Here is an 11,946-nt window from a genome sequence, read left to right as displayed (position 1 = left end):
GCGGGGGGGCGGAGCCCCGCCGGGGAGACGAATACGGATGCTGTTTGAGAAGATTAAGTCCGAGATCCTTGCCCACAACTCGTACATCGTCGGGGCGGGCGGGGAGGCGGCGGTCATCGATCCGAGGCGCGACTGCCTGATCTACGCTCAGATTGCTGAGCGCGAGAACATGAAGATCACGAAGATCTTCGAGACGCACAAGAACGAGGACTACGTCGTCGGCTCCCGCGAGCTCGCCCGCCCGACCGGGGCGGAGATCCTGCACGGGGCGCGGGAGGAGTTCGGGTTCGGCACCGGTGTCCGGGAGGGAGATACTTTCCGGGTCGGCTCCCTGGAGCTCGAGGTGATCGAGACGCCGGGCCATACCGTGGAGAGCATCTCGCTCCTCCTCCGCGACCGCTCCGTCTCCGACGACCCGCTGATGGCCTTTACCGGCGACGCGCTCTTTGCCGGGGATGTCGGGAGGACCGATCTTGCCGGCGAACACCGGCGGCAGGAGATGTCGCAGATGCTCTATGCGAGCCTGCACGAGGAGCTCCTCCCCCTCCCCGACGGGGTGATCGTCTGTCCCGCCCACGGCGCGGGGTCGGTCTGCGGCGGAAACATCAGCGACCGGGAGTTTACGACGATCGGTTACGAGAAGGCGACGAACCGGCTGCTCTCGATGGATGAGGAAGAGTTTGTCGAATACAAGGTGAACGAGAAGATCTACGAGCCGCCGTACTTCGAGATGATGCGGCGGCTCAACCGGGAGGGCCCGCCCCTGATCTACAACCTGCCGCATCTCCGCCCCTACTCGGCCCGGGAGATCCGCTCTCTTCTCGGGAAAAAGGCACAGATCGTCGATATCCGGTCGCCGACGAGTTACGCCGGCGGGCATATCCCGGGCACTCTCAACATCTGGCGCGAGGGTCTCCCCCTCTACATGGGCTACTACCTCAACTACGAGGACCCGATCGTCCTCGTGGACGACTTCAACCTGGACCTCGACTCCGTGGTGCGCCACTTCGTCCGGCTCGGCTATGACAACATCGCGGGATACCTCGCCGGCGGGTTTGCCGCCTGGTTCAAGCAGGGGGAGAGCATCGAGCGGGTCGGCACCTGGTCGCCCCCCGACCTCGCCGAGCACCTGGAGGACCCCTCGGTCTGGGTCCTCGACGTCAGGAACATCAACCACCGGGAGGAGGAGGGCCATATCCGGGGCTCCCACCACATCTACGTCGGGCACCTGGAAGAGCACCTCGCGGAGGTCCCGGCGGATAAGCAGATCGTCGTCCACTGCGATGTTGGGTATAAGGGGAGCCTTGCGGCAAGCATCCTCAAGAAGCGTGGGTTCTCGAACGTCACGAACCTGCTCGGGGGGACCATCGGGTGGGAAGCGGCGAACTACTCGCTGGTCAGAGACTGATCACCTCTTTTTCTCCTTACCCGGTGCCTCTGTCAAACGATCCGGCTTACTGACCCTGCATGCTTTCACGCTCTTTTGGAATACGGGACGGCCACCCTTCCTGAACTTTAACCTGCAGATACCCGTCTTCCCCGGAGTTGGTTGCCAAGGCGGCCGGGGGGGGTGCGGGTGGGTGTGGGCACCAGGGATAGTTATGGAGTGTGGTGGACTGGCGACCCCCTCCCCCCACTTCGTGCGGATCAACCTGGGGGTAGTCGATAACATTAATCTTCCAGCGGACGAATCACCGGGAACTCCAAGGCGACTTCAAAGAGCATTCCGTGGACCCGAAAGCCCGTTCAATAGCCGGCACGGAAACCATGGGCTCTGGCAGGATCCGCCATTCGGCACGGGCCGGCACCGATGCCCCACACCCCTTTCTCATCCCCGCTTCTGGCTAACCTTCCGGGAAAGTCCCATCGCAAGAGCGATCAGCGGAATAATCTCCAGACGGCCCGCCCACATAATTATGATGAAGACCCATTTCCCGGTCATGCTCATCTCCGGGTTGACGAACCCTGTGGACAGCCCGACATTGGAGATGGCGGAGACCACGTCGAAGATCACGTCGCTCGAATCGAATGCCGACGAAGGATCGAGATGGAGGAGCAGGATCGAACCAACAAAGATGGTCAGGATGAAGAGTGCGATGACGAGCATGTTCTTGGAGACTTCGTACTCCGCGATAGTAAGCCCGACCCCTTTTCCGTTGTGACGGAATGGGGTGAGTACCCGGCTGCCCGTATACAACCGGCGGAACCACCATCCGAGGGTCTCGATGCCGAGGTTCACCCGGGAGAGTTTGATGCCGCCTGCGGTGCTTCCTGACGAGCCCCCGATGAGCATGAGCGCGGAGAGGAAGAGCACCGTGACGCTGGACCAGGCGAACGGGTTGGTGTTGTTAAATCCGGTGCAGGTGATGGCGCTCGTCACCATGAACAGCCCTTCCCGAAGAGCCTGGAGTGGGACAACCTGCGTGAGGAAGATGAGATCGTAGGTGACGAGGAAGACGCCGAACGCGATCAGCAGGAAGAGCAGGCGCGCCTGCGCGTCCTCAAAGAGGCCGGTCTGCTTCCGGAGATACACCAGGTAATAAAGTTTGAAGGGCAGAGCGCCGGCGATCATGATGGGAACAATCAGCATCTCAAGTAGCGGGTTCTGGTAATACATAATCCCCTGCGTGTGTACCGAGAAACCGCCGGTGGCTATCGCAGTCATGGAGATGTTGACGGCATCCCAGAGCGAAATGCCGGAGAGCAGGACGAGTCCGACCCCTATTACGGTGAGGATAAGGTAGATTCGCCACATCTGGGCCGCAGTTGCCACCACGCCGGGCATCAGTGTCTCGCTCCGGCCTTCCGACCGGTAGAGCCGGAAACTCGTCAGGCTGGACCTGCTCGCAAGGGCGACGCTGAAGGCAACGATACCGATGCCGCCCATCCACTGGGTGAGCGACCGCCAGAAGAGGATCGTTCGGGGCACGGCGTCGACATCGAGGATCAACGACAGGCCGGTGGAGGTCCACCCGGACATTGCCTCAAAGACGGCATCGGTGTACGGCATCCCTATCCCCAGTGTGAACGGGAGAGCGCCGACGAATGAGGCGACAAGCCAGATGAGGGCCACCGATCCGAGAGCGATGGAGAGCGGCGGTTCCCGTTCGAGTCTATGGATTCGGACGAGGAGGAGCCCGAGCACGGTAAAAGCCGCCGGGGCGGAGGCCATCGGCAGAAGGGCTCCGTATTCCCCGTAGATGATGCCGATGAGCAGGGGGAGGTAAGATACCAGGCCCATGAAGAGGAAGATGCGACCCAGATCAGGGGCGATGGCCGACAAGTCCGGAAACCGAGCCATGCGTGCACAATACATGATCAATACTGGTAATTATGTTGTTCTATCACGGATATAAGCCTGAAATTCAGTCTTATCTGGTAAATGGCGTCGATTTGGCCTCATCGGCAGTTTAACCGGTGCCGGTTTGTTCATTTCAATCCTTGCCGGACTCTTTGTAGCCGCGAAAATGTTCACCGGGAACCCGAAACAGGATTGAAGCCCCCCTGTCCGCCGTCACGAGGCGTGGAATCTATTAAGAGAAGAAAGTAATATCCCCATACTGCCAGCCATCAATGGGTACGCATATGACGGAGCCACCTCATCCTCTGGAAAGCAAGAGGGGACGCGATCCTGCTATGGAAGCTCGGGCGCAGGACTGCCCGGATGCCGAACGTATCGCACGATTAGAGGCGGAGAATGAGGCTCTCCGACGGGAAAATGCGGAGCTCAAACGGGGTGAGGCAGAGCGCAAGCGGATAGAGGATGCGTTGCGGGAGAGTGAGGAAAAATACGCTCGGTTCTTCTGGGACGACCTCACCGGCGACAGCCTGTTCTCTCCCGAAGGACAAATTTTAGCCTGTAATCCTGCCTTCCTTACCATTTTCGGGTTTAAATCTTTCAACGAGGCGCTGACAAGCAACATCAAGTCGCTCTACCCTGATCCGGGGGATAGAATCGACCTCCTGCACCTGCTCCAAAAGGAGAGGGCGCTCTATCATCATGCCCTGATCCTGCGCCGTCGGGACGGCCGGCTGGTCAACATCGTTGCGAACATTGTAGGTGTCCTTAACGACGCCGGGGAGCTTGTCGGGATCCGAAGTTATATGTATGACGATACGGACCGGAAGAGGGCGGAAGACATCCTGAAGGAGAGCGAGGAGCGCTACCGGGTTCTGGTTGAACTCTCCCCGGACGCGATCCTGCTCCAGCAGGACGACAGATTCACCTACGCGAATCCTGCAGCGGTCCGACTCTTTCGTGCATCGTCGCCGGAGGACTTCATCGGCAAGAGCAGCTTCGACCTTGTCCATCCCGATTATCACGCGCTCGTTGATACGCGGACCCGAGAGACACTGGAAAAAGGTAGTGTGCCGCCGGTAGAGATCAAGATCATCCGTTTCGATGGGCAGGATGTCTACGTAGAGAGCTCGCGGGCACGCGTCCCTCATCAGGGCAAGATGGCATCGATTCGAGTCATGCGTGACATCACCAGACGAAAGCAGGCGGAGGAAGCGCTTCTGCACCATACCCATGATCTCGACCGCCTCAACCGGGAGCTTAAAGCGGCGCGCGATGAAGCCAACCTTTACCTGGATATCCTCACCCACGACGTCCGGAACGCGAATAACGTCTCCATGGCGTATGCCGATCTCATACTCGACCTCGCTGAAGACGACCTGAAGACATATGCGCAAAAATTGCACAACGGCATCTGGCGGAGCAACGAGATCTTACAAAATGTCGCGACCATTCGCCGGATTCATGAGGACTCTACCGGTCTATCGCCAATCGACCTTGATACCATAATACGGGAGGAGATCGGGAGTTTCCCGGTGGCTTCGATCCGGTACGAAGGCCGGCCGATCAAGGTCTGCGCCGACGGTCTCCTCCCGGTGATCTTTACAAACCTGATTGGCAATGCCGTCAAATTCGGCGGACCGGATGTAGTGGTCTGGATCCGGGTTGAGGTGCGGGACGGCGAGGTGCTGGTCTCGGTCGAGGACACCGGACCGGGCGTTCCGGATGAGACTAAGAAGAAGCTCTTCCACCGGTTCGAGCGGGGCCAGACAGCAGCAAGCGGCCAGGGCCTTGGTCTCTACATCTGCCGGACCCTCGTCGAGCGATACGGCGGGAAGGTCCGGGTCGAGGACCGGGTGCCCGGGCACCCGGAGGGTGGGGCGGCGTTCCGGTTCACACTTCAAAAGAGCCCGTAGCATGGTTGTGTCCCATAACTTGCGCGCTTTTTGTGTTAGCAGGATGTTTAAACGAGAAAGAGAAGTGACTGAGTTGCAGTTTATTCAGGCACGCGGATCGCCGATGAGGCGGATCCGTCACAGAACATTGAGATCCGCCTGACCTGACGATACGACATCCCCGTCACCCGCTGAAGCATCCGGAGTTTCGCGAGGACGGCAAAGACTCGCGTCCATCGGAAGTTATGGGGCGGTCCGGGCTTCTTCCGCCCGCGTCTCCTCCCACCCGATGCAGACCCTGACCGGCACCCTGCCCTCGAGCGCAGCCGCGACCGGCGAGCGCCGGTAGCCGTGGTCGACGAGTTCCCGGATCTTCTCCCGCGGTGCGTCGGCATCCACCCTGACGGTCAGGCGAACCTCCTCAAGGCCCGGCCGGGCATTCCCGACTCCCAGGAACCCGGCAAGGTCGAGGTCGCCCGCGACGTCGATCTCGATCAGGTCGACCTCGATCCCTTCTTCAGCCGCGCTGTATGCGATCGAGATCGCGATACAGGCCGAGAGCCCCGTCAGCACCAGCTCCGTCGGGCTCGGCCCCCGGTTGGTCCCGCCGACGGCGGCCGGCTCGTCGGCGGGGACGGCGAAGTTCCGGACGATGGTGGTGGAGTGGGCGCCGCCGTTCCAGCTCGTGATGCCGGAGAGGGTCCGTCTCCCCGCCCCGGCCTCTCTCTGCACCGTCTCCTTGAAGGCTTCCAGCCTCTCGAGATCGACCCCGTTTCGCATCATCGCGGCCCCCCTCAGACGATCGGCTCCGGCGGCCGCTCCTTCGACCCGATCAGCCGCAGCATCTCGTCGGGATCGGTCGTCGGAATGTCGCAGGCATAGTTGGTGCAGACGTACGCCGTCGCCGACTCCTCGATCGCCACGATATCCCGGGTGAACCCGGCCACCTCCACGATCTCCGGGCTCTCCTCGCCGGAGGGGCGGAAGATGACGACGGCGTCGGGCGCATAGTGCGAGCGGATTGCCCGGACCATCGCCGTCGTGTCCTCTGCGCCCGTGATTCCGGTGACGATCACCTCGAAGTTCGGCCCCAGCATGAACTCAAGGCCGGTGAGGAAGTGGGTGCAGCTGGTCGGGGATGCCCGGACGGTCCCGGCGAAGACCTGCCGGATCCGGTTCGCCGTCTCCTCGAGTTCGAGGTTTGCGGTCATCCGGCCGAGGATGAAGAGGGCGTTCATAGCCACGCTGTTGCCCGATGGGATCGCCGCGTCGTAGACCGGTTTCTGCCGGACGGGGACGTCCTCGTCGTCGGGGGTGAAGAAGAACCCGCCGTGGCTGCAGTCCCAGTACCGGGCGACGAGGTCCCGCGAGAGTTCTGTGGCGGTTCTGAGGTAGCGGGGGGCAAACGACGCCTCGTAGACCTCGATGAGGGCCCAGAGCATGAACGCGTAGTCGTCGAGCGTCGCGGGCAGGCCCGCCTCGCCGCCCCGGTAGCGGTGGAGGAGACGCCCGTCGGGCCGGCGAAGGTTATCGAGGACGAACGCCGTCGCCCTCTCCGCTGCCGCCAGGTACTCCGGGTTGTCGAAGGCCCTGGCGGCCTTCGCGAGAGCGGCGATCATCAGGCCGTTCCAGTCGGTCAGGATCTTGTCGTCCTTTGCCGGGCGGACCCTCCCCTCGCGGGCGGAGAAGATCTTCTGCCGGGCGCTCTCCACAAACCACGAGAGGTCCTCTTCCGTCATCGAGAACTCGTGGGCCCACGACGCCAGCGGTCGCCGGAGGCGGAGGATGTTCTTCCCCGTCCTCCTCCCGCCCGGCTGCTCCCGGTAGTTGCCGGCCTCCGTGACGTTGAAGACCCGCGAGAACCGCTCCCCGTCATCGGGGCCGAGGATCCCGGTTATCTCGTCCTTCGTCCAGAGATAGAACTTCCCCTCCTCGCCCTCGCTGTCCGCATCCTCCGCCGAGTAGAACCCGCCGGCAGGATCGGTCATATCCCGCAGTACGTAGGAGATCGTCTCCCGTGCGGTCCGGGCGAACTCCTCTCTCCCCGTCGCGAGGTAGGCCTCCGTATACGCCATCACAAGGAGAGCCTGGTCGTAGAGCATCTTCTCGAAGTGGGGAACGAACCACTCGGCGTCTGTTGAGTAGCGGTGGAACCCGTAGCCGACCTGGTCGAAGACCCCGCCCTGCCGCATGGCGTGAAGCGTCTTCTCGACCATCGCATACGCCGGCGCCTTCCCGGTCCGGTTCCCGTAGCGGAGCAGGAATACGAGGTTGTGCGGGGTCGGGAACTTGGGCGCGTCCCCAAAACCGCCGTTCTCCCCGTCGAAGACCCGGAAGAAGATCTCGTAGGCCTCGTCGAGAACGGCTTCGGTAAGTTCCTCTTCCCCCGGCGGGGTGCGGGCCGCGTTCCGGAGCGCTTCCAGCACCTGGTCGCCGGCATTCTCGAGTTCCTGGCGCTGGCTCTGCCAGACCTTGTTGATCCGGGGGACGAGGTCGAGAAGGCCGGTCATCCCGTAACGGCTCCCCTTCGGGATGTAACTCGCGGCAAAGAACGGCTTCTTCTCCGGGGTCATGAAGATGCTGAGAGGCCAGCCCCCCGCCCCGGTCATCACGTGGGCGGCCGACATGTAAATCTGGTCGATGTCCGGCCGTTCCTCGCGGTCCACCTTGATGCAGACGAAGATGTCGTTTAAGAGTTTCGCGACCTGTGGGTCCGCAAACGATTCTTCCTCCATGACGTGGCACCAGTGGCAGGCCGAGTAGCCGATGGAGAGGAAGATCGGCCTGCCCTCCTGCCGTGCCCGTGAGAATGCCTCCTCTCCCCAGGGGTACCAGTCGACGGGGTTATGGGCGTGCTGGAGCAGGTAAGGGCTTTTTTCGTGGATAAGCCGGTTCGGTGACGGCTCTTCCCGCACCGGCGCTCCAGGAGCTTCCGGGTCATGTCCGCGTGCCGGGTTCATACCCCTGACGTGCGGATGCAGGCTAATAAAGGTGACTCTTCCCGGTGAAATGATGCTCCGGACGGGACCGTTCCCAACGCTGCGGCCTTCACGTCTTCGCGCGAGACCGTGCCGCCTGTCGGGAATCAAAAAGGGAGTGCGGGCCCTCTTATTCCGCGATGGGGATCTCCTTTGTCTCCTCCGCGACAGGCTGCACGTAGGGGGCGTCCACGGTCAGGAGACCGTTCCTGAACGTCGCCTTCGCCTGGGCGGGATCGACGGGGCATCCCACCGCGTAGGTCCCGACGTAGCGGATGTCGCCGCGGGAGGCGTCGATGGAGAAACTCGTCTCCTGCATCTTGAAGGAGATGTCCTTCTTCTCGACCCCCGGCAGTTCGATCTCGATGTGAAGGTTCTCTTCGTTCTCATCCGAGTAAGCACAGACGTAGGGTGCGACTCTTAACGCTGCCATCTCATGACCTCCTATTCGGCAACAGAGAGTGGGTGTGCTATTTAATGCTTGCCCCCGCCGCGGCCAGGTCCGGGCACGGCACGCACCCGACAGTTCCCGGGACGGAGGTTTTATCTCTGCTCCGGCGGGTATCCGTGCATGACCCGGCGATTCATCTTCACCAGGCATCGCGTCGACTGCTACCACTGCGGCGAGGATGCAGACCAGATCATAAAAGTGGTCCCCACGCAGGCGCAGGTGATCTGCTCGGCCTGCGGGGCGACGCGGATCTTCATCCCCCGGTTCCAGAACAGCAGGGCCGCCCGGGTCTGCACCCCGATCGGCTGCTACGAAGTCTGGCAGCTCGAGGCCGGTGCGCGATGCAGCAGCTGCGGGGTCGCGGGGCCCCATGACCTCACGGTCGGGTGCAGCCACCTCACGACCCGGTGCCGTAACTGCGGCTACACGCACTTCTACCGGTTCAATCTTGAGTATATGGCGCAGTGCGCCCTCGACAAGGAGGTCGGGGAGGATGAAGAGGAGGAGGTCAGCGCTCCTCCCGCACCATAGCGATCGCCTGCTTGGGGCACTCGTTCGCGCAGATGCCGCATCCCTTGCAGTAGTCCAGGTCCACGTTGAGTTCCTCGTCGATGACCCCGTCCGGGCAGTACTGGGCACAGAGCCCGCAGGCGTTGCAGGCCTCCCTGTCGACGACGGGACGGAACGTCCGCCAGGACCCCGTCTTCCCTGAAGAGGCCTCTTTGGGCCTGCTGAGCGCAAGTCTCTCTCTCATACCTTCAGCTCCTCGTATGCCGCTTCTGCGGCCTTCACGTTCCGCTCGTCGGCGAACATCTCCTGGATAGCCGACCGTGCCGAAGAGAGGGTGATGACGCCCATCTTCGCGAGCGCCCCGAGCACCGGGGTGTTCAGGATCGGGCTTCCGGCGACGATCAGGTTCTCTGCGAGCGCGATCCCGGTCAGGTCGACGTGGCGGCAGGTCCCGTTGCACTCCTCGAGTGTGTGGGCGCTGTTGAGGAGGACGGTCCCGTTCTCTTTTAAGCCCTGGAGGACGTCCACCACGTCCATGACGCTCGTATCCAGCACGATCACGAGGTCGGGCCGGCGGATCTGGCTGTAGATTCTGATCGGCTGATCGTCTATCCTGACATAGGAGACGACCGCCGCCCCGCGCCGCTCCGCCCCGTAGAACGGGCAGGCGGTCGCGTGTTTCCCATCCCTGAATGCCGCGAGGGCGAGGAGTTTTGCGGCGGTCACGCCGCCCTGCCCGCCCCGGGAGTGAATCCTGATCTCATACATGGTCGCTCACCCCAAACCACATCTCTTTGCCGGGATGCCTGTCCCGGACGAACCCTGCGATATCGTCGTAGGTGACCTCCTGGCCGCCGAGGCCGGCGATCACGCTGTAGGGCTCGACGCCGGTCTTCGACCTGACCGAGTGCGCGACCACGCCCCCAAAGCCGAAGGAGTAGTCGCGGTCGATGACGACGACCTCCTTCCCGGCGAGATTAAGGTCGGGGAAGGGGCGGAACCAGCGCAGGCGCATGGACCCGGCCTTTATCCCCTCCTCGCGGAGGCGGTCGACAGCTACCTCGGCCTCTTTCCCGAGCGTTCCCATCGCGATGACGATGACGTCGGCGTCCTCGCACCGGTAGTCCTCGGTCGGGCCGTAAGAGCGGCCGAACCGTTCCGCGAACTCGCGCTCCACATCGGCGATGACGCCCTTTGCGTCGCGCATCGAACGCTCGATGTCCCAGCGGAACCGGAAGTAGTCGTTCGGTCCGGTCATGGGGCCGTAGACGCAGGGGTTCTCCGTGTCGATGGCGTGCGGGAGGCGGTAGGGGGGCAGGAAGTCGCCCGGTTCCACCGTCGCGAGCGACTGCGTGATGTGGCTGAGCGCGAACCCGTCCAGGTTGACCATCACGGGAAGGAGGACCCGCTCGTCCTCGGCGATCTTGAACGCCATCAGCGTGGCGTCGTAGGCTTCCTGGACCGTGCTCACGAAGACCTGCAGCCAGCCCGTGTCGCGCTGGGAGAAGGCGTCGGTGTGCTCCGCCCAGGTGTTCCAGCCGGGGCCGAGGGCACGGTTGACGTTCGCCATCACGATCGGCAGGCGCGCGCCCGCCGCCCAGTGGACCATCTCGTGCATGTAGAGGAGTCCGTGGGAGCTCGTCGCCGTGAAGGTGCGCACGCCTCCGGCGCTCGCCCCGATACAGGCGGCCATCGCGGAGTGCTCGCTCTCCACGGGGACGTATTTGCTCGCGAGTTCGCCGTCGGTGACGTACTCGGCGATCTGCTCCACGATCTCGGTCTGGGGGGTGATCGGGTACGCGGCGATGACGCCGGGCTTTGCGGCCTTCACCGCGTCCGCGACTGCCTTGTTGCCGGTTGCGATCGTCAGCATACGCCGGCCTCCTCGCGGGAAAGGCGCTGGATGTTCTGTTCTACCTGCTGCCGCATCATGTCAAAGATCTCCGGGCTCACGTTCTTGAACCTGCCCTGGCCCCGGACGTAGTCCTCGAGCGGCACGGGCTTCTTCATCGCCGTCTTCGACGGACCGTTGATCGTGAGTTTCCCGAACTCGCGCTCATAGAGGATCCACGTGCCGGTCTTCACCGCGAGTTTGCCCATCTCGACGGTCTTCTCGGCGGGGTAGCGCCATCCCGGCGGGCAGGGCGCGAGGATGTGAATGAACTTGGGCCCCTCTATCGAGAGCGCCTTCTTCACCTTCTTGTAGAGGTCGAGGGGGTAGGCGCTGCAGGCGGTCGCCATGTAGGGCGGGTTGTGCGCCTCGACGATCCGGTCGAGGTCCTTCTTCACCGTGGGCTTGCCGCCGGGGGTCGTGGTGGTGCGCGCCCCAAGCGGGGTCGAGCCCGACCGCTGCATCCCGGTGTTGCCGTAGGCCTCGTTGTCGTAGCAGATGTAGAGGAAGTTGGTCCCGCGCTCAAGGGCTCCCGAGAGCGCCTGGATCCCGATATCGCCCGTTCCGCCGTCGCCGGCGTAGACGATGACGTTGGTCTTCTCCCCCCGGGCCTCAAATGCGTTGCTCAGGCCGGACGCGCAGGCGGCGGCTGCGCCGAACGCTATGTTATAGACGGGCACGTTCATCGCCGTGCCGGGGTACATTCCCTGGATGACGCTGGTGCAGCAGGCGGGCACGACCAGAATGGTATCGGGGCCGGCAGCCTTGAGCACGTAGCGCAGACACAGGGAAGAGCTGCACCCCGCGCAGGCGGACGTGCACTTGAAGAGATACTCCTCCTTTGGAATCGCGGACAAATTTGTTACGCTCCTCTCATCAGTAATCTGTCACCATTTGTAATGAGAGTTTGCGATATCCCCTCC

General features: G+C 62.8%; 11 protein-coding genes. 3 read left to right on the top strand and 8 right to left on the bottom strand.

The annotated features are described in order from the left end of the window. Window positions 1–37: 37 nt before the first annotated feature. Window positions 38–1,408 carry an MBL fold metallo-hydrolase gene (locus F8E02_RS02555; protein WP_317063878.1) on the top strand — a complete coding sequence of 457 codons (1,371 nt, stop codon included), beginning with the start codon at window positions 38–40 and terminating at the stop codon, window positions 1,406–1,408. A gap of 420 nt (window positions 1,409–1,828) precedes the next feature. On the opposite strand, the gene F8E02_RS02550 is transcribed toward F8E02_RS02555, so the two are convergent. Next, window positions 1,829–3,301, bottom strand: coding sequence for a TrkH family potassium uptake protein (locus tag F8E02_RS02550; RefSeq protein ID WP_317063877.1), 1,473 nt, complete (start codon window positions 3,299–3,301; stop codon window positions 1,829–1,831). Between the two features lie 467 nt (window positions 3,302–3,768). Between F8E02_RS02550 and F8E02_RS02545 the strand changes: the two genes are divergently transcribed. After that, on the top strand, window positions 3,769–5,214 hold the full coding sequence (locus F8E02_RS02545) for a PAS domain S-box protein (RefSeq protein WP_317063876.1): 1,446 nt from the start codon (window positions 3,769–3,771) through the stop codon (window positions 5,212–5,214). A gap of 222 nt (window positions 5,215–5,436) precedes the next feature. Here the strand turns inward: F8E02_RS02545 and F8E02_RS02540 are convergent, their stop codons facing one another. The 3 genes from F8E02_RS02540 to F8E02_RS02530 all read right to left on the bottom strand — a co-directional run bounded on the left by F8E02_RS02540 (window position 5,437) and on the right by F8E02_RS02530 (window position 8,604). Continuing rightward, a complete protein-coding gene (locus F8E02_RS02540) occupies window positions 5,437–5,976 on the bottom strand; it encodes an OsmC family protein (protein WP_317063875.1) in 540 nt (179 codons plus the stop codon). A gap of 11 nt (window positions 5,977–5,987) precedes the next feature. Next, window positions 5,988–8,153 (bottom strand): thioredoxin domain-containing protein, encoded by a 2,166-nt coding sequence (locus tag F8E02_RS02535; protein WP_317063874.1) that lies wholly within the window; start codon window positions 8,151–8,153, stop codon window positions 5,988–5,990. Window positions 8,154–8,301: 148 nt separating this feature from the next. Beyond that, complete coding sequence (locus tag F8E02_RS02530; RefSeq protein ID WP_317063873.1) at window positions 8,302–8,604, bottom strand: Hsp20/alpha crystallin family protein; 303 nt, start codon at window positions 8,602–8,604, stop codon at window positions 8,302–8,304. Between the two features lie 138 nt (window positions 8,605–8,742). Between F8E02_RS02530 and F8E02_RS02525 the strand changes: the two genes are divergently transcribed. Continuing rightward, window positions 8,743–9,153, top strand: coding sequence for a hypothetical protein (locus tag F8E02_RS02525; protein ID WP_317063872.1), 411 nt, complete (start codon window positions 8,743–8,745; stop codon window positions 9,151–9,153). On the opposite strand, the gene F8E02_RS02520 is transcribed toward F8E02_RS02525, so the two are convergent. From F8E02_RS02520 to F8E02_RS02505, 4 genes are read right to left on the bottom strand one after another with little or no spacing between them, the layout of a single operon-like run. Beyond that, entirely contained in the window at window positions 9,131–9,376 is a 246-nt protein-coding gene (locus tag F8E02_RS02520) for a 4Fe-4S binding protein (RefSeq protein WP_317063871.1), read from the bottom strand. The two genes, F8E02_RS02525 and F8E02_RS02520, sit on opposite strands and share 23 nt — an antisense overlap. Continuing rightward, a complete protein-coding gene (locus tag F8E02_RS02515; RefSeq protein WP_317063870.1) occupies window positions 9,373–9,900 on the bottom strand; it encodes a 2-oxoacid:acceptor oxidoreductase family protein in 528 nt (175 codons plus the stop codon). Before F8E02_RS02515 ends, F8E02_RS02520 begins: the two co-directional genes overlap by 4 nt. Further along, window positions 9,893–11,005 carry a transketolase C-terminal domain-containing protein gene (locus F8E02_RS02510; RefSeq protein WP_317063869.1) on the bottom strand — a complete coding sequence of 371 codons (1,113 nt, stop codon included), beginning with the start codon at window positions 11,003–11,005 and terminating at the stop codon, window positions 9,893–9,895. The genes F8E02_RS02515 and F8E02_RS02510 overlap by 8 nt, the downstream gene beginning before the upstream one ends. Next, window positions 10,999–11,880 (bottom strand): thiamine pyrophosphate-dependent enzyme, encoded by an 882-nt coding sequence (locus F8E02_RS02505; RefSeq protein WP_317063868.1) that lies wholly within the window; start codon window positions 11,878–11,880, stop codon window positions 10,999–11,001. The genes F8E02_RS02510 and F8E02_RS02505 overlap by 7 nt, the downstream gene beginning before the upstream one ends. Window positions 11,881–11,946: the final 66 nt, after the last annotated feature.

Origin of the sequence: Methanoculleus caldifontis (assembly GCF_032842345.1) — an archaeon.
In the GTDB taxonomy this organism is placed as follows: Archaea; Halobacteriota; Methanomicrobia; order Methanomicrobiales; family Methanoculleaceae; genus Methanoculleus; species Methanoculleus caldifontis.
The sequence above is the reverse complement of the archived record's forward strand: the minus strand, read 5'-3'. Positions and strand labels throughout refer to the sequence as shown.

Excerpts from the sequence above, each read along its gene's own strand:
- F8E02_RS02530 (WP_317063873.1), bottom strand. The coding sequence starts at position 8,604 with ATGGCAGCGTTAAGAGTCGCACCCTACGTCTGTGCTTACTCGGATGAG.
- F8E02_RS02510 (WP_317063869.1), bottom strand. The coding sequence starts at position 11,005 with ATGCTGACGATCGCAACCGGCAACAAGGCAGTCGCGGACGCGGTGAAG.
- F8E02_RS02535 (WP_317063874.1), bottom strand. The coding sequence starts at position 8,153 with ATGAACCCGGCACGCGGACATGACCCGGAAGCTCCTGGAGCGCCGGTG.
- F8E02_RS02515 (WP_317063870.1), bottom strand. The coding sequence starts at position 9,900 with ATGTATGAGATCAGGATTCACTCCCGGGGCGGGCAGGGCGGCGTGACC.
- F8E02_RS02520 (WP_317063871.1), bottom strand. The coding sequence starts at position 9,376 with ATGAGAGAGAGACTTGCGCTCAGCAGGCCCAAAGAGGCCTCTTCAGGG.
- F8E02_RS02540 (WP_317063875.1), bottom strand. The coding sequence starts at position 5,976 with ATGATGCGAAACGGGGTCGATCTCGAGAGGCTGGAAGCCTTCAAGGAG.
- F8E02_RS02555 (WP_317063878.1), top strand. The coding sequence starts at position 38 with ATGCTGTTTGAGAAGATTAAGTCCGAGATCCTTGCCCACAACTCGTAC.
- F8E02_RS02525 (WP_317063872.1), top strand. The coding sequence starts at position 8,743 with ATGACCCGGCGATTCATCTTCACCAGGCATCGCGTCGACTGCTACCAC.
- F8E02_RS02550 (WP_317063877.1), bottom strand. The coding sequence starts at position 3,301 with ATGGCTCGGTTTCCGGACTTGTCGGCCATCGCCCCTGATCTGGGTCGC.